This window comes from Thermococcus argininiproducens, from assembly GCF_023746595.1.
Lineage (GTDB): Archaea > Methanobacteriota_B > Thermococci > Thermococcales > Thermococcaceae > Thermococcus_A > Thermococcus_A argininiproducens.
This window is the reverse complement of sequence record NZ_CP080572.1, coordinates 1,125,792-1,143,054: the sequence shown is the minus strand read 5'-3', so window position 1 is coordinate 1,143,054 and position 17,263 is coordinate 1,125,792. Positions and strand designations below refer to the sequence as shown.

Below are 17,263 nucleotides of genomic sequence, written 5' to 3'. Positions count from 1 at the left end.
ATGGATTATTACCGTAGAAGGCATTCCTATGCTCAAAGTGTTAATAAAAAGAGACATAATATTGAGTATGAAGAGTATGCATATGTGTTAGATTATCTTCCCACGGGTTATCTTGACCTAGAACACAGGAACTTTAGAGAAAAAAGGCCCATCGGGCAAGTAATAGGAGAGAAGGCATTTACACTTCTGGAAGTTATTCCCAAAACTGATCTCATGCTCTACGAGAGGGTATTTGTTGGAAAAGGTGAGAGGGATAAGATCCTCATGATAACCAAAAAACTCAACTATGATGACCTAACCCCAACTGCAAAAGCTGAGGTACCATACGTACTTGAAGAAATAGTGAAAAATAATGAGGAACGTTTTATCAAATTCTTTAACCTAGCTCCACCCATCACTAATAGACTCCACAGCCTAGAATTACTTCCAGGAATAGGGAAAAAGCACATGTGGGAGATTCTCGAGGAAAGAGAAAGAGAACCCTTCAAAAGCTTTGATGATCTAAAGCACCGAGTAAAAGGTCTTCCCGATCCTGTGAAAATGATAGCAAAGAGGATCCTAGATGAACTCGAAAACAAGGACAGGTATAGACTATTTGTCGGTTCAAGAAGAATATTCAGGGAATAAAAATGCTAAGTTCTAGAATCTTTTCTTTAATTTCTAAATATAACCTGAAGCCAAATTCAGATCTTGGACAAAATTTTCTAATAGTAGAGGATGTTATTAAAAGGGAGGTTGAACGAGCTGAAATAGCTAAGAACGAAACTGTCCTTGAGATAGGACCCGGATTAGGGGTTTTGACGGATGAATTATCCAAAAAAGCAAAAAAAGTATACACTATTGAAAAAGACCCTAGGATAGTCAAAATATTGAAAAACGAATATAACTGGGACAACGTAGAAATCTTAGAAGGGGACGCCCTTAAAATAGACTTCCCAGAATTCGATAGAATAGTCTCAAACCTCCCATACCAGATATCTTCTCCCATAACTTTCAAATTTTTGAAATACAACTTCAAAAGGGCCGTGTTAATATATCAATTAGAATTTGCTGAACGAATGATAGCAAAACCCGGAGATAAAAACTATTCTCGACTCTCCGTTATGGTACAGAGTAAAGCCGATGTTGAACTTGTGGAAAAAATTGGCAAAGGGGCCTTTTATCCAAGACCAAAAGTGGACTCTGCCGTTGTGATTCTAGAGCCAAAAACAAAACTCGAGCAAATACCTCTTAATGAAGACTTGGTCAAAGCCCTCTTTCAACATCGGAGAAAAAAAGCCAGTAAAGCTTTAAAAAATTCTTACCACATGCTAAACCTCAGCAAGGAAGAGTTCAAGAAAGTTAAAACCCTCTTTGACAATATCCCTCATGCCCAAAAGAGAGTATTTCAACTAGGGATAAATGAAATAAAGGAAATAGAAGAGTACCTTAGAGAAAACAACTTGCTTCTCTAAGTCCTGGTCTGAGTTTTCCCCTTTAAATACCGCTCCCTGATAGTTTTTAACTTGGCATAATGTCCATTCTCGACACCTGCAAGCCATTGAAATATTTCTTTCATCTCTGGTTCCTCAGATACTGTGAGAAGATACTCATAGATGTCTACAATTATCTTCTTGTTTTCAAGAAGAATGTCAAAGAGCTCCTCTAAGTCGCCTCTCCGCATAAGAGAACTAAGTTTATCAACATCCCACACTATTTTCAAAGATGGAAGATTGACTTTAGGAATTTCCTCCTCAGGAAACAGCCCTTTGTAAACCTTAAGAAGCTTCTCTGCATGTTTAAGACTGTCTTCATAAAGATAATAAAAAACCTCTGAAATTTCTACTTCCAATTCAAGTTCCTTACTTAGCTTATACAACTTATAATATATCTCTGCTTCTTCGGCTTCAGTATTTATCCAATAAGAAAGAAGTTCCTTGGGAGCTAGCTGAGGAAGAGCTTGGACTATTTTCTTCAGGTCCTCCTTAACACTAAGACCCAAATCAGACATGTTATTCCCTTTCTTAATATGGGACTCCAAAATTTAAAAATATGGCGCTTAATTTTTAAACCCCCCTCCGAACTTTTAAACATGATAATTACCATAATTGACGGTTATACAGATGAGCCAGCTGGCCTTGGTGTACCTCCTTATCTAGGAATCTACCCCCGATATGCTTATGGAGCTATAAAAAAGGCTAATAAAAATGCCCAAGTTTTCTACCTCACTATAGATGATCTTCGGTTTACATATGAAGGAGAGCAAGGGATAAAAACACGAAACAAGACCCCCAATGTATTAAAAGCTAAGGAAATCCTAGAAAAAGCCGATATTATTATTTACATCGGTGGTCTCCATACTCCAGGCAAGTACTTGTCTGCAGTCCCATCCCAAGTAGAAGAAGTTGCAAAATTCATAAAGCACCTTAAAGGTACTAAAATACTTGGTGGCCCAGCTTTTATGGGCTCTGCTCATGGAGGAGGAACAAAAATAAGCTCAAAAGAACTTATGCTTGCCCAGACGGTTTTTGATCACATAGTCTATGGTGATCTGGAAGCTTTTCTTTACGACTTCTTTAAAAACCCTAAAGAAGCTGACCCACTTAGATTCAGAACTTATGAAGAGCTTAAAGACTACGCTCTTCTAGGAGCTGAGGTTGTGAAACAATTTCCAGACTATCCCCATTTTGTGATAGTCGAAATTGAGACCCAAAGGGGATGCCCAAAAGCTGCAGGTATTGGAGGATGTAGTTTCTGTACTGAGCCTGTGAGATACAAAACAATTGAAGACAGGCCCATTAAAGACATTATAAAGGAGATTCAAATCCTCTATGATCTGGGAGTGAGACACTTTAGGATTGGGAGACAAAGCTGTATATTTTCCTATATGGCAAAACCAAATGATAGAGTGCCCATCCCGAACCCTAAGGCACTTGAAGATTTATTTAGGGGAATTAGAGATGCAGCACCCCTGATAAAGACTCTCCATGTGGATAATGCAAATCCTGCTATAATAGCAAACTACCCCCAGGAAGGTATTAAGATAGCAAAGGCCCTCATAAAATATGGAACTCCCGGGAACGTTGTTGCCTTTGGACTTGAAACTGCTGATCCAAAAGTGGCAAAACTTAATAATCTAAATTCCACGCCAGATGAAGCTTATGAAGCCGTTAAAATCTTAAATGATGTCGGGGCAAAGAGAGGCTATAATGGAATGCCATGGCTTTTACCTGGAATAAACATCCTATTTGGATTGCCAGGAGAGACTAAAAAAACATACGAGCTTACATATGAATTTTTGAAAAGAATACTTGATGACGACCTCTTGGTAAGAAGAATTAACATCAGACAAGTAGTTGTCTTCCCCGGTACTCCCCTCTGGCATATGCGAGAAAAAGTTAAGATTGAAAAGCATAAAAAGCTAATTCAGCACTATAAATATAAAATAAGACATGAGATAGACTATCCAATGCTCAAACGCTTGGTTCCTGTGGGCACGATTTTGAAAGAAGTTAGGGCAGAAGTTTTTGATAATGGTCTAACTTATGGCAGACAGATAGGAAGTTATCCTCTTATAGTAGGAATTCCAAAGGAGATAGAACTCAATAAGCTCTATAATGTGGTAATAGTTGGTCATGGATTTAGAAGCATAACGGGAATTCCGATTCCAGTGAATATCAATAACGAAAGCTCCAAAGTGCTCAGTTATCTTCCAGGGCTCGGCAAGAAGAGAATAATTAGGATCCTCGCACAAAGACCCTTTAAAAGCAAAGAAGAATTTCTAAAAATGTTAGACCCCAGAGAAAGGGAATTCTACGAGAAGATCACAAAAACCTAAAATTAAATTTGAACCAGAGTTTTTATAACAAAATACAAAGTTAAAAAGAAGTTAAGAAAAGGCTAAAGCCTTCAGTTTGACTCTATTAGGTTTATAAGTTCGTCAATTGCCTCTGCAGTCTTAGTGTAGTCTTGTCCTGCAGCAATTATGACGTAGTTGTCTGGGTCGTTTGGAAGTGGCTCAACGATTAATGCGTAGCCGTCTTCGTCCATGACGTCCTCTTTCCACTCTGCAACTTTCTCTTCGCCGAAGATCTCCTCGAGTTGTGCCCAGACCTTGTTGCTTACCCATCCACCAATGATGTAAACATCCTTGGTGTTGTCAGCAACGTTGAACTCTGCCAAGTCAACTTCGTAGTCTGGGACTGCAACTGCATATGGGTCGATTGATGGGATCATGTATTGGGTGTAGGTGTCAACAACTCTCTCTGTGTACCAAACAAGGCGGTAGTCAGTTCCGTCGTCGGTTGTGAGAAATACACCAAGGTCAGCGAGTTCGAAGTCCTCACCAAAGCCAAGTGTTGCTGTACCGTTGAAGTAGACCCAAACTTGAGTACCGTTTGCTGTCCAGTTAAGCAACCAGTTGTCTACTACAACTTCTCCCTTCTCTACACTTCCTGTGAACCAGTAGTGAGTCCAGTCAACGTAGATGTATTGGCTTCCAAGGACACCGAAGAATGTGTCACCAATGTTCATCTTAAGGATGTGTTCTACACCAGCTTCTTTGAGTTCTTGTATTCTGTCGTCAACGTTTGTAAAGTCTACTCCCTCTGCTTCAATTACATTGTTGCCATCATCATCGACGTACAAGATGTAGTTAACACTTCTGTTCATGATAACAAGGTCTGCTTGGTCAGCACCTGGACCCTTAATTTGGACAAGGGCTCTTGGTGGGGTTGTGAGTTCATAATCAACAAAGGTTATCTCCCAACCTGTAATGTCAGCAACTGGGACACCAACTTCATAGGTTTGAAGTGGTTCTGAGGACTCTGAGTCATAGAAGTAAGCTTCACCATCCAAGTAGATAGGAGTACCTGGGAATTCGGGGAATGGGCTTATGTCTGGACCAAAGTAGATCTTTATAGCTGGGTTAGCTGTGGTACTGTTGATCATAAATGTCTCTTCAGTTGTGTTGGCACTTATTCTAGACCAGTCAAACCAAATTGTTATGTTCTCTCCGGCTGGTGTTGTAGTGTTTGGAACCTCTATTGAGTATGGGAATGTCTCAAAGTCTGGAACATACATTGATGTGTTAAACCACCATGGTGCACTGTCATCATCTTCAAATGCCAATGTCCTGTGTGTGTCAGTAGCTTTTACTTCTACCTCTGTTGATGTAATTGAGTCTTGGAAGAGTGCCAAGGCAAGCCTTGCAGCTGCTAATCCGTCTTCTTTAACGTGGACAACTTGTCCATCAACCTCTGCGGTTGTTGGGAAGGCAATTACGGCTTTTTCAATATTAAGGCCAGCATATACATTCTCGGTTTGAGCTGCTACTGCTCCAAGGCCCCCTGCTACAAGGGCGCCGACACCCAATGCAATTATTTTTCTTGCTTTCATATCTTCACACCTCCAATACCTCGTAGGGGCTAAACCCCTAACTATGGTATTCTTCATTACCTATAGGTGCCTTGGGGTTTATATACTTTTCGCTTTCAGACCCTTTCTAACGATTAAAAGAGCTCGCTCATTGCCGTAATGACCAAAAATGGCATTTACTTAATGCCTACACCTAATTCGCCTTTTGCCGATAATATCTTAACCAAAAATTAAATGTTAATGACTCATTAATCCCCTGCTATGTAAAAGAACTTATAAACATTTCTGCTTTTAAAATAAAAGATCTAAAAATCAAGAAAGTTTGATTTTAAACGTGTCATGCTCAACAAGCTTCTTTTTGATGGGTCTATGAATGAGCTCATAAACAAAATTCGCCAAGTCCGTTAAGACATTCTGAAGCTCTGCTGCACTTACATCAATTATTTCTGGTTCCGTTATGGAGATTGCAACAGGAGCAAATTTTCCTGTAAGCTGAAAAAGAGTCTCAAATGAAGAGATCAACTCTGCAGCAGCTAATATACGAAGCTTTCCATTCTTTTCTTCTTGAACTTTACTGACGATTTTGTTTATTTTAGCGCCTTCATAGTCAAATGCTTTCTTCAAAACATCTTCAATAGCCTTTTGGTCTTCTCCAAATACCTCAACAACAAAGCGGTAGAGAATTTCCCTGCCATCTATTATAAAGTCTTCTATCTCCTCTCTGCTATAACCGAGTTTTGGTTCTGGGAGTTCTGCAAGTCCAGGATAAACTGCCAGAGTGCCAAAATTCTTCATGAGCTCTCCCATAAAAAGAGAGACCTCTCCTAGAATTTTCATTAATTCTTTCCCTTCTATCTCCATTTTTGCTGGAGATATCACTTCAACAACCACTGGAGCATATTTCATTGTTGCTTTTACTATCCCCTTAAAAGGGCCCTCGAGATCTACTTCTACCATCATTGAGTATTTTAACATGTCATCATCAGGATTTTCTAGAATCTCCTCAGCCCTTATATTTTCAACTTTAAGAGTGTCCTCGTTTTTGAGTGATTTTACTATCTCCTCAACAGCCCTTTCCAAAGCTTTCTTATTATTAGAAAGACCTTCAATATAAAATCTAACTTTCATCGTCTCCATATTACCACCACATTCCTCTGTAATGTCTTTTTTTGTGTCCTCCAATTATTGGTATTGGTTCACCACAGTATTCACATTTCCCATCTTTTATGTGATACTCTTCTATGGTAAAGCCCCACCGAACTATTAAAGGTTTTCCACATTTTGGACAATATGTATGCTCGCCTTCATGGCCCGGGACATTGCCTGTATATACAAATTTTAGTCCCTCCTCTCTTGCTACACGATAAGCCTTCTCAATTGTTCTTACTGGGGTTGGGGGTAAAGATAGAAGCTCATAATGAGGAAAGAAGCGAGAGAAGTGGACGGGCGTGTCATCCCCAAGTTCTTTGATTACCCATCTCACAAAACTTCTAATTTCTTCCTCTTTATCGTTAAGTGTTGGAATAATGAGGTAAGTAAGTTCTACATGAATTCCAAATTCTCTCTTTGCTATAATTGCTGTTCTCTTGCTTGGCTCAATACTTGGAACCTTTGCCACTTTTCTATAAAATTCATCACTAAATGCCTTGATATCTATGTTCATTGCATTTATATATGGAGCTAATTCTCTAAAAGGATCCTCATTAATGTAGCCATTTGTCACTAGAATATTGTTCAATCCTTCGTTCTTAGCCAACTTTGCTGTATCAAGAACAAACTCATACCATATCGTCGGCTCATTATAAGTATAAGCTACGCTTTCACAGTTATAGTGTTTAGCTAATCGAACTATAGCTTCAGAAGTAGCATTTTCCAAATACGGAAATCTCTCATCAGCTTGACTTATCTCCCAGTTTTGACAATGGATACAATGCATATTGCACCCAACTGTACCTATCGAGAAAGCGCACGAACCGGGATGAAAATGATAAAGAGGTTTTTTCTCTATTGGATCCGCAGCCATGGAAGAAACTTTCCCATAATTGAGTGTATAGAGTTTCCCATTAATATTTTTTCTAATCCTACATGATCCCCTTTGCCCTTCACTAACAATACAATTCAAAGGACACAAATGACATCTCACCCTATTCCCCTCAAGGGGTTCCCAATACATCGCTTCTCTCATAATCTCACCATAAGAAAATAGCACTCATAGTAGTTTAAGCTTTTGGTTAAAAAGAAAAAAAGTCAGAGAACCTTCCTTTTAAACAACAGAACTAACGGAAGGAGCCAAGCTAAGTGAACTGCAAGGGCCATTGGAAAGTCGTTGTAATCATTGAAGGGAATCCCCTCAAATACTTTGTACAGCCAATAAGTCGGTAAAAAGGCAGTAAACTTGCTCCAATCTGTCGAAAGGTTTCTCCAGAGAACAACAAGCTTAATGACTGGTGGAAGCATAAGAAACCAGCCTAGAATCTTAGAGATCGTCAAGGCTTGCATTCTTGACTCGGCAAAAACTACTATGAGTAATCCATAAATCCAGACCTCAAGAACGAAAAGAGCCGTAAGAACCAGTATTCCCTTTTGAGGAACCTCAATGTCAAGTATTTTTGGAGCAATTGCTGTGAGAACCACCGTTATCAAAGATGCCCACGTTAACCGGTAGGTTAAGAAGGCCTCACTTGATATGGGTATCACTTGCAGAGCCTGTATTGTTTTATCCTCTTTCTCATCTGCCATCATAAAACCTGGTATCATGCCAAAGATCATGGGGATGAAGATCAACATAAGAAGAGCTACTAAGGGATAGAGCATTCCCATTCTTCCTTTGAAGTAGCGGACAACAAGAAGCAGGACAAGAGTCATGGCCACGCTGTAGAGGAGCATAGGGTCCCTTCTTAACAACTTCAGATCAGTTTTGTAAATACTCATGAACTTCTTTACGAAACTCATCTCAATCCCTCCACTGCATACTTATAAAACCTTATTCTGGCAAAATAGTAGGCCACAACACTCCAAATTATTAAGCCAATCCCAGAGCGCATCAGTATATCCGTTGAAATTTCTTCAAAAGCTGCTTTAAAGAAATACAGGCCCGGATAACTTGGAACGGCATAGAGGACTTTCCAGATTTTGTTAGTGAGATAGCCATGGTAATGTGCATACGGAAGGAGTGAAAGCACCATTACACCAAGAATTGCCACAAAGTAATCGTCTAGGTCGTAGTACTTGGAAGATATGGCTATTCCTAGTAATGTATAGACAATCGAAACTAAAAACGTTCCAATAAGCACATAGGAAAGACCTTCAAGCGAACCTGTTCCTATCAGCATTATTAAAGTTGCCGCTATTAGAGATACCACTAACATGAGCAGGGTTTTTGCAAAAATATAACTCCTCCACTCTATTGGCGTAACGGATAGGGCCCCAATTGTCCCATCTTTCTTTTCCGCAAATATTGAAGTCCCAACGAACATAAAACCCACAAGACCTGGCTCAAAGAATATGAAAAGGGGTATTACAACGGAGTGATAACTCTCCGGAAAGGCCTTTACCATAAGGCCATATGCTAATGCTACAAGGAGATATATTGGATAAACATAACCTCTCACGCCTACTTTCAAGTCTAACATCACTAATCGCCCAACACTCATACAAGTCTCCTCCCCGTCACTTTGAGGAATATCTCTTCCAGTGTCGGCTCTTCAGTGTTTATGCGCCTTATCTCATAATTTTTGATTATACTAAGGAACTCCTCGTTTTTGCCAAGTTCCTCCAGTGGAAATTCCTTAACTTCAACGTTTCCACCGGTAGCATATTCAACCTTAACTAGTCTCTTGCCCATCTTGACCTTAAGCTCCTTTGGATCATCGACAAGTCTTATAGCTCCCTCTACTATGAACCCTACTCTGTCACACAGCTCATCTGCAACATACATATTGTGCGTCGTGAGGAAGATCGTCTTTCCATTCTCACGCATTTCAAGGAGCAAATCCTTAATTTTTCTTGCACTGCTCGGATCGAGGCCTTCGAGGGGTTCATCAAGAAATAGTATTTCTGGATCCGGGAGCAATGCCCTCGCAAGATCGAGTTTTTTCTTCATACCCTTTGAAAAGCCCGAAACAAGTTGATCTGCTTCCTTATCTAGACCTACCATCTTAAGGACATCCACAGGGTCAAGGTGCTTCTTGTAAAAGGATGCAAAAAATTCAAGGTTTTCTAGTGCAGTGAGCTTTGAATAAACTGCGGGAAACTCAAAGGAAACACCTATCTTCTGGTAGTAGTCTTTGCCCCACTCTCTTAAGTCTTTTCCAAAAACTTTAACATTTCCACTGTAATCTTTGATAATTTTCACCAAGATTTTGACTGTTGTAGTTTTTCCAGCGGCGTTAGGGCCTAAAAACCCGTAGATTTCCCCTTCCTCAACTTCAAAGCTTAGATTCTCTACACCTCTGACATCGCCATAATACTTTTTGACATTTTTAACCTCAATAACAGCCATAACTTCACCCAAGTAGAAATAAGCTTTTGATGTACTTATAACTGATGCCGCACATATGCGGGCGATACGCATAACCGAAAAGATTAATAGCTTTCCAGACTTACAGAGAAGTGGGAGATACCATGAAAGAAAATGCTAAAGTTAAAAAACTTAGTGCCATCGAAGTTCCTATACCTGCAGAGATAGGAGAAATAGCACATGAAAGAGGCGTCTCTGAGGAGAAGTTAATACGTTCACTCCAAAGATTACTAATCCTTGAGGCCGTAGCAATGAATTCCAAAATGGAAATGGATGAAGCCCTAAAACTCGGAAAGCAGGTGGGCAGAGGATTATGGACAAAATTGCAGTAGTAGTTGGTTCTAATGTTATTTTTGCAGCTCTTGTGAGGGAGCAAGGTCTAAATCGTTATGTTGTTGCCATATTTCCAGAGATATTCCCGTTCTTTTATCCTTCTGGATTAAGAGAAGAGATTATAAAACATATCAGAGAAATCACCGCAAAGACAAGCCTGAGTGCTAAAGAAATAATGATTGCTCTAAAAGCAATTCTCGAACCGATGACACCAATAAGCCTCGATAAACTGAAAAAACACATTTCTCAGGCCCAGAGATACACAAATGATAAAGATGATGCAGTATTTGTTGCATGTGCTCTTGCCATTAGAGAATCTTATGAACATGTGATTCTTCTCACATGGAATCTAAAAGACTACCAAAACAAAGAACTTGAGAAAAATAGAATCTATACTGTGACTCCTGAAGAGTTTCTTAGAACACTTCGACTCAAATATCAAAGAGAAGAAAAAATAAACGAAATATCTAGTAGAAATACAATTGCAAAGCTCTATAAAATTTTAATATCCGTTAGTCTAGAAGATCAAAACTAATCCTCCTCTCCTGAGAGCGAAACGTTTCAGGAGGTAAATGCAGGATCTATGTGGGCTCTCCAATAATCTCTCCCAAAATCTTCTTCTGCGCCTTCCTTAAATGCTCCTTGACTGTTGATACACTTAAACCAAGCATCTCAGCCAAATCTTTGAGCGTTACCTTACGGGGATTGTCAAAGTAACCGCTCTTATATGCCAATAATAAAATCTCTCGCTGTCGTTTGCTTAGTTTTAAGAGAGGGTTATCTTCAGGGACATAATCTTCGATGCTTAGGATACTCCCATTATAAACTTCCCTGACTGTAGAAATAACTTCACTTAAAAGAGGATCTTCACAGATAACATAGAGGATAATTGAATTCCCATCAAAAGTTCCCTTTTCAAATACCACAAGCCCTTTCCTTTGAAGGTCAAGAATTTTATCAGCTTGCTCCGTTGGGAAGGGAGTGCTCTTCACGTCAATCCTGCTGTAAATTATATGATGATCATTTTTTGGGAGCAATTTAAGCTCTTTCATATAAGGAAGTTTTTTAAGGCTTCCAATAATCTCTTCCGGGTTAACCCCTTCTTTGAACTTTACTTCTGTTATTTTAACGACCTCATCGTCAAGTATAAAGTAGGTATCTCCATAACCCCACTCTATAGCCTTAAGAAATTCTTTAAACATCTCAAACATTTCCTGGTGGAGTGGAACTTTGAACTTTATTCTTTTCATAGGGCATCAAAAAGAATTTGGCAAGAAAGTTATTAGGGTTTCGTTAGATGCTCCCATCCTAGAATCGGCATCTTTTTGATTTTCCCATCTCTCCTTAAATAAACCCCATCTCCTTTTTCGACCTTCCCAATCACAGTGAAATCAAAGTCAAGCTTATCCAAGTGCTCCTCAGGAATTGTAAAGATGAGCTCAAACTCTTCTCCAGACGCTAAGGCAATCTCAATTGGGTCTAGACCCAAGAGCTCAGCGGCTTCAAATACCTCTTCCCTTATGGGCAGTTTTTCTGAATCAACTAAAATTTTAACGCCGCTCATATCTGCTATCAAGTGCAATTCCTTACTCATGCCATCGCTTATGTCTATAGCGGAGTTTGCATACCTCCCTAAAACAACTCCCTCTCTAACTCTCGCTGTTGGCCCCAAAAGCTTCTCGTAAAGCACTTTTCTTGTCCTCTCTCCTACTTCAAGGTTCTCAAAATATACTTTAAGCCCAGCCAGAGGTCTCCCGATATCTCCAGTAACACAGACCAAGTCCCCAATTTTTGCACTACTTCTCGTAAGTAATCTCTTAGTCTTTCCAAGAGCTATTCCATCAATTATCAGATCACAGGCTTCATTTGTATCAGCACTTATTATTGGCGTTCTATAAAACTCAGATGCCCTAGCAATTCCCTTTGAAATCCCTTCCAAGTACTCCATCTCAAAATCTTTTGGGACTCCAATGGAAAACAGAAATCCTATTGGTGTTGCACCCATAGCTGCAACATCACTAACATTCATTGTGAAGACCTTAAATCCTACCTGTTCAGGTGTCATTATATCCGGAACATCCGTAGCTTTTACCAACATGTCATTTGTGACAACTAACCATCCGCTTTCCCATTTTATCGCACCAGCATCGTCTCCTAAAGGTAGATCTCCCTGAAGTTTAAGGTGTCTCATGAAGAGTTCTATTATCTCACGCTCCACAACGATCCCCCTTGATAGTACGTTCTATCCTCATTAAAAACCTTCGGAGAAAGAGATTTATAGATGAATCACCAAATCTTTAAGATAACCATGTTGAGGGTACAATCCCCAGGAAGGGTTAATCTAATAGGAGAACATACCGATTATACGCTTGGTTACGTAATGCCTATGGCAGTTAATCTCTACACTGTCCTTGAAGGAGAAAGAGACGAAAATGTGAACATTTACTCGGATTATTTTAGAGAATGGCGCTCTTTTACACTTAATGAGCTTAAAAAAGAAAATTCTTGGATAGATTACATCAAAGCAATCTACTGGGTACTACTGAAGAAAAAATACGAAATTCGAGGTATTAAAGGGCGAGTTTATGGAGATTTGCCTCTTGGAGCTGGCTTAAGTTCTTCTGCAAGTTTTGAATTAGCAACACTGGCATTTTTAAACAGAGCATATGATCTACATCTCTCCCTGCGGGATATGGCATTAATGGCTCAAGAGGCAGAAAACAAGTTTGTTGGAGTCCCATGCGGAATACTAGACCAATTCGCAATTGCTTTTGGCAAAAAGAACCATGTGATTTTTCTAGACACTGACACTTTAGAGTACGAGTACATTCCATTCCCGAAAGATGTTAGTGTTGTGGTGTTTTACACCGGTATCAAAAGAGAACTAGCATCTTCTGCCTATGCAGAAAGAAGACAAGTTACAGAGGAAGTTTTGCGGATTTTAGGTAAGAGAACTTCCAAAGAAGTTAATGAGAGTGATCTAACATACCTCCCCTCATTCTATCGTCGCTTCTTTGGATACATTATACGAGAAAACAGACGAGTTATACAGGTTAGACGAGCTTTGAGAAAAGGAGATATCATTGAAGTAGGTGAAATTCTCACACGGGCCCATAGAGATATTGCAAGAAACTACGGTGTAAGCTGTAAAGAGCTGGATTTCTTTGTAAATAAAGCCATTGAACTCGGGGCCTATGGTGCAAGACTGACTGGAGCAGGTTTTGGAGGATCCGCTATAGCCCTAGTTGAAGAGGAAAAAGCAAAAGAATTTGGAGAGGCTATCCTAAGAGAATACAAAAAGAAGTTCCCATGGAATGCAAAGTACTTCATCGTAAAGCCTTCTGATGGGGTGAAATAAGTGAGAGCATTGGTTTTCCATGGAAATTTACAATATGCGGAGATTCCAAAAAATGAAATTCCAACAGTTATTGAGAAAGCATATTTTCCCGTTATCTCAAAGTTAATTAAAGCTGAAATCCCCTTTGGTCTTAATATAACTGGTTACACTCTTGAAATTCTTCCCAGTGAAATAATTTCTCTAATCAAAGAAGGAATTGAACTTGGCTTGATTGAAATCCTCGGAACCAGTTACACCCACGCAATTTTGCCTCTTCTTCCACTTAACCGAGTTGAAGCACAGGTACAGAAAGATAAAGAAGTTAAGGAGGAACTCCTAGACACTTGCCCAAAAGGTTTCTGGCTTCCAGAGCTAGCCTATGATCCAATAATTCCTGCAATACTAAAAGACCATCAATATGAATATTTATTTGCAGATGGTGAAGCAATATTATTCTCAAACCATCTAAATTCTGCAATAAGGCCCATAAAACCACTTTATCCCCACCTTATCCGAGCCCAAAGGGGAGAAGGGTTTGTATATCTCAATTATCTCCTTGGTCTCCGGGAGCTGAAAAGAGCAGTTAAATTAGCTTTTAGTGGTAAAGTGACTCTTGAAGCAGTTAAAGAAATCTATGCAGTTCCAGTATGGGTAGCCATAAATACCACCATAATGCTTGGAATCGGAAAGTTCCCATTAATGAATCCAAAGAAAGCAGCCTCGTGGATAAAGGAAAAAGATGAAATACTTCTGTATGGCACAGACATAGAATTTCTTGGCTATCGCGATATTGCAGGCTATAAAATGGATATTGATGACCTCTTAATGCTCCTTGGTCATCTCAATGGTAGGATATGCCTACCTTCGGAGCTTAAGCACAGTGGAAGAAGAGTCTACCTAAGAACTTCCAGCTGGGCCCCAGACAAGAGTTTTGACATATGGACCAAAGATGAAGGCAATGCACGATTAAATATGCTCTCTGCAGGATTAAAGGGAGAATTAGCATTCTTTGCGGAGAACAGTGATGCCAGAGGATGGGAACCTCTTGTCGAAAGAAGGCTAGATGCATTTAAAGCAATTTATGAGTCTTGGAGGGGTAAGGATGAGAAATCTTAGAAGGAAGATCTCAATTGTATTGCTCGTACTGATGGCAGCTTTTTTGATGGCCGATCAGAATCTTCTGCCTCCAAATTACCAACAAATAATGGAAGAATTTGGAATTACTGAAACACAAATGGGCCTTGTTTCAACAATTTTTGTAGCTACAAGTGCCCTGATAACAATAGTTTGGGGTTTCTTATCTGACATAGGACAGAGAAAAAAGCTCCTTGTTATTGGAGTACTTCTCGGGGAGATTCCATGCTTTCTAACCGCCTATGTTCAAAACTACTATCAGTTACTAGCAATGCGATTTTTAACTGGTATCGGAATAGGTTCTATAATTCCCATAGGGTACTCCTTAATAGCAGACATGTTTGAAGAAGAAAAGAGAGGAAGAGGATATGCATATATCGAAACCGCCTTTGGATTCGGTACTCTCTTCGGTATGATAGTAGCGGGACTTATAGCCAGCTGGAGACCACCTTTTATAATTGCAGCCGTACCAAACTTTGTTCTAGCACCACTATTTTATATAATAGCAGAAGAGCCCAAACGAGGAGAAGGAGAAAAAGAACTTAAGGAGGTTTTGGAGAAGGGTTATGAGTACACGTACCGACTGAATAAAGAAGTCATCAAAAAATCCCTTAAAACGAGGACTAATATCCTCATATTCATCCAGGGAATAATAGGCACCGTCCCATGGGGAGTTATAATGTACTGGCTTGTCTCGTTCTTTATAGTTACGAGAGGTATGGACAAAAGCACCGCCACTTTTGTACTTCTGCTGGTTGGGGTCTCAACAGTTATAGGTAGCCTTTTAGGAGGATTTGCAGGCGACTACTTTGAAGCACGGCAGAAGGGTGGACGGGCCGTAATTACCGGGCTTGCAATATTCTTTGGAATGATAGCTGCCATAGGCATAATTCTGTATCCCCTCCCCAGCAAATTAAGCTTGATTCACTGGGTTGGACTTGCAATATATTCATTCCTCTTAATCCAATTTGTCTCATATGCGGGACCAAACGTAAGGGCCATAGTGTCACAAGTTAATCTTCCCGAGGATAGAGGAACAGTATTTGGTCTCTTTAACATCCTTGACAATGTAGGTAAAGCTACAGGACCCTTGTTCGGTGGATTTTTAATTGAGGCCTTAAGAGAGATAGGATACTCCGATGCACTAGCTTACAAATATACACTCTTAATAGGAAGTCTCTTCTGGATTCCGTGTGCAGCAGTGTGGCTGTGGATAAAGAAAAGCTACCCAAAAGATAGGGATGCTGTAAAAGAAATACTTAAGAAAAGAGCCGAGGAGCTCTCAAGGGGCTTTTAATCCATATTTTCGAATTAACTCATCGCTTATCTCTTTTTTCTGCGATATTTCTCCATACATGTATGCACTTTCCCTTGGTTTTCGTTTAAAGGTTGTATAATCAACTTCTATCAGCCCAAATCTTGGCTTAAACCCTTCTTTCCACTCGTAGTTATCCATTAGAGACCAGTAAAAGTACCCTTTTACATTGTAACCTTCCTCGATAGCCTTGTGTACATATTGAAGATGCTGAACAATAAATTCTTTCCTCCATTCATCGTCCAGCGTTGCTATGCCATTCTCGGTAACATATATCGGTTTTTCATATCGTGAAACTTTAACTATTGCTTCATGTATTCCCCTTGGATACACACTCCATCCCATCTGAGTTTTCCTTTCACTTAGCTCAGCCAACCTTGCATCAAAAAAGAACTTGAGAGGGTTCCAGCTATACTTCACTTCACTCGCTGTGTAATAGTTCACTCCTACAAAATCAACATCACTCTCAGGGACAGTATACGTGCTAAAAACACCTTTAAACTTACCACTCCATATTGCATCGAGGAAATTCCAATTAAAAAGATTATCGGCCTTTTCTGCCGCTTTTTTGTCTCTTTCCGTATCACTTGCTGCGAGCATTATGGGTATGTTCTTTACTATTCCAACTTTAAGCCTGCTACTAAGAATTTCATACGCCAATGCATGTGCCTTGAGAAGGTTTGCAGCAACTCTAAATGCTTTGAATGGACTCTTCACAAAAGGAGGCCAATAGGCGGTCAAGTAACCCATCATAACATAGACCATTGGCTCATTAAAAGTTGCAACAAGTTTAACACCCTTCAAAATCTCAACAACTGTCTCAACATATTGCCCCCAGTATTTTAGGTTTTCTTCTTTTGCAAATCCTCCTTTTCGCATAAACCAGTGGGGAGAAGTAAAATGATGCAATGTTACATTTGGAGTCATGCCACTCTTAAGTAGAAGCTCAATAATCTCCCGATATCTGTCTAATGCATTTTCGTTTATTTTCTCCTCCTCTGGAAAGATGCGACTCCACTCTATAGAAAATCGATAGCCATCATATCCAAGGGAATGCATCAGTACTATATCTTCTTTATAAAGTTCCCAGTGATTGCAAGCTTTGTTGGACTTATATGGAAGCTTCCCCATCTGTTCATAATACCACCAATCGTTCCATTTGTTATTCCCCTCAATCTGATGGGAAGAGGTAGCAGTCCCAAAAATGAACTCATCAAAAAATTTTATTCCCATTAACTCCACCAAAAAATTAATACTCTTCCAAATCTAA

18 protein-coding genes are annotated in these 17,263 nt (G+C 39.6%); 8 read left to right on the top strand and 10 right to left on the bottom strand.

Going from position 1 to position 17,263, the window contains the following annotated elements; translation table 11 throughout:
• Positions 1–627, top strand: coding sequence for a DUF655 domain-containing protein (locus K1720_RS06110; RefSeq protein WP_055283179.1), 627 nt, complete (start codon positions 1–3; stop codon positions 625–627).
• Between the two features lie 2 nt (positions 628–629).
• Entirely contained in the window at positions 630–1,454 is an 825-nt protein-coding gene (gene rsmA, locus K1720_RS06105) for a 16S rRNA (adenine(1518)-N(6)/adenine(1519)-N(6))-dimethyltransferase RsmA (protein ID WP_251947635.1), read from the top strand.
• Here the strand turns inward: rsmA and K1720_RS06100 are convergent.
• Complete coding sequence (locus K1720_RS06100; RefSeq protein ID WP_251947632.1) at positions 1,451–1,990, bottom strand: ferritin-like domain-containing protein; 540 nt, start codon at positions 1,988–1,990, stop codon at positions 1,451–1,453. The two genes, rsmA and K1720_RS06100, sit on opposite strands and share 4 nt — an antisense overlap.
• Positions 1,991–2,071: 81 nt before the next feature.
• Here K1720_RS06100 and K1720_RS06095 point away from each other — a divergent pair, with 81 nt between their 5' ends.
• Positions 2,072–3,817 carry a radical SAM protein gene (locus K1720_RS06095; protein WP_251947629.1) on the top strand — a complete coding sequence of 582 codons (1,746 nt, stop codon included), beginning with the start codon at positions 2,072–2,074 and terminating at the stop codon, positions 3,815–3,817.
• Positions 3,818–3,888: 71 nt separating this feature from the next.
• Here K1720_RS06095 and K1720_RS06090 read toward each other — a convergent pair whose 3' ends face one another.
• The 6 genes from K1720_RS06090 to K1720_RS06065 all read right to left on the bottom strand — a co-directional run bounded on the left by K1720_RS06090 (position 3,889) and on the right by K1720_RS06065 (position 9,856).
• On the bottom strand, positions 3,889–5,376 hold the full coding sequence (locus tag K1720_RS06090; RefSeq protein WP_251947626.1) for a hypothetical protein: 1,488 nt from the start codon (positions 5,374–5,376) through the stop codon (positions 3,889–3,891).
• A 291-nt stretch (positions 5,377–5,667) separates the two neighbouring features.
• A complete protein-coding gene (locus K1720_RS06085; protein ID WP_251947623.1) occupies positions 5,668–6,492 on the bottom strand; it encodes a hypothetical protein in 825 nt (274 codons plus the stop codon).
• 1 nt (position 6,493) lies between these two features.
• Positions 6,494–7,540 carry an AmmeMemoRadiSam system radical SAM enzyme gene (gene amrS, locus K1720_RS06080; RefSeq protein WP_251947620.1) on the bottom strand — a complete coding sequence of 349 codons (1,047 nt, stop codon included), beginning with the start codon at positions 7,538–7,540 and terminating at the stop codon, positions 6,494–6,496.
• A gap of 62 nt (positions 7,541–7,602) precedes the next feature.
• The gene (locus tag K1720_RS06075) at positions 7,603–8,307 is read right to left on the bottom strand and encodes an ABC transporter permease (protein ID WP_251947617.1); all 705 of its coding nucleotides are present in this window, start codon (positions 8,305–8,307) and stop codon (positions 7,603–7,605) included.
• A complete protein-coding gene (locus K1720_RS06070) occupies positions 8,304–9,008 on the bottom strand; it encodes a fluoroquinolone export ABC transporter permease subunit (protein WP_251947614.1) in 705 nt (234 codons plus the stop codon). The genes K1720_RS06075 and K1720_RS06070 overlap by 4 nt, the downstream gene beginning before the upstream one ends.
• Complete coding sequence (locus K1720_RS06065; protein ID WP_251947611.1) at positions 9,005–9,856, bottom strand: ABC transporter ATP-binding protein; 852 nt, start codon at positions 9,854–9,856, stop codon at positions 9,005–9,007. The genes K1720_RS06070 and K1720_RS06065 overlap by 4 nt, the downstream gene beginning before the upstream one ends.
• A gap of 122 nt (positions 9,857–9,978) precedes the next feature.
• On the opposite strand from K1720_RS06065, the gene K1720_RS06060 reads away from it, so the two are divergent.
• Together K1720_RS06060 and K1720_RS06055 are read left to right on the top strand one after the other, a co-directional pair.
• Positions 9,979–10,206 carry a hypothetical protein gene (locus K1720_RS06060; RefSeq protein ID WP_251947608.1) on the top strand — a complete coding sequence of 76 codons (228 nt, stop codon included), beginning with the start codon at positions 9,979–9,981 and terminating at the stop codon, positions 10,204–10,206.
• Positions 10,188–10,742, top strand: coding sequence for a PIN domain-containing protein (locus tag K1720_RS06055; protein WP_251947605.1), 555 nt, complete (start codon positions 10,188–10,190; stop codon positions 10,740–10,742). The genes K1720_RS06060 and K1720_RS06055 overlap by 19 nt, the downstream gene beginning before the upstream one ends.
• 46 nt (positions 10,743–10,788) lie before the next feature.
• Here the strand turns inward: K1720_RS06055 and K1720_RS06050 are convergent, their stop codons facing one another.
• Both K1720_RS06050 and K1720_RS06045 read right to left on the bottom strand, forming a co-directional pair.
• Positions 10,789–11,457: a helix-turn-helix domain-containing protein gene (locus K1720_RS06050; RefSeq protein WP_251947604.1), complete on the bottom strand. Its 669-nt coding sequence runs from the start codon at positions 11,455–11,457 to the stop codon at positions 10,789–10,791.
• Between the two features lie 32 nt (positions 11,458–11,489).
• Complete coding sequence (locus K1720_RS06045; RefSeq protein WP_251947602.1) at positions 11,490–12,425, bottom strand: thiamine-phosphate kinase; 936 nt, start codon at positions 12,423–12,425, stop codon at positions 11,490–11,492.
• 90 nt (positions 12,426–12,515) lie between these two features.
• On the opposite strand from K1720_RS06045, the gene K1720_RS06040 reads away from it, so the two are divergent.
• From K1720_RS06040 to K1720_RS06030, 3 genes are read left to right on the top strand one after another with little or no spacing between them, the layout of a single operon-like run.
• Positions 12,516–13,565 (top strand): galactokinase, encoded by a 1,050-nt coding sequence (locus K1720_RS06040; protein ID WP_423837308.1) that lies wholly within the window; start codon positions 12,516–12,518, stop codon positions 13,563–13,565.
• Positions 13,566–14,660 carry a glycoside hydrolase family 57 protein gene (locus tag K1720_RS06035; protein ID WP_251947599.1) on the top strand — a complete coding sequence of 365 codons (1,095 nt, stop codon included), beginning with the start codon at positions 13,566–13,568 and terminating at the stop codon, positions 14,658–14,660.
• Positions 14,647–15,975 carry an MFS transporter gene (locus tag K1720_RS06030; RefSeq protein ID WP_251947597.1) on the top strand — a complete coding sequence of 443 codons (1,329 nt, stop codon included), beginning with the start codon at positions 14,647–14,649 and terminating at the stop codon, positions 15,973–15,975. Before K1720_RS06035 ends, K1720_RS06030 begins: the two co-directional genes overlap by 14 nt.
• Here K1720_RS06030 and K1720_RS06025 read toward each other — a convergent pair.
• The gene (locus tag K1720_RS06025) at positions 15,961–17,226 is read right to left on the bottom strand and encodes a glycoside hydrolase family 1 protein (protein ID WP_251947577.1); all 1,266 of its coding nucleotides are present in this window, start codon (positions 17,224–17,226) and stop codon (positions 15,961–15,963) included. The genes K1720_RS06030 and K1720_RS06025 overlap by 15 nt on opposite strands.
• Positions 17,227–17,263: the final 37 nt, after the last annotated feature.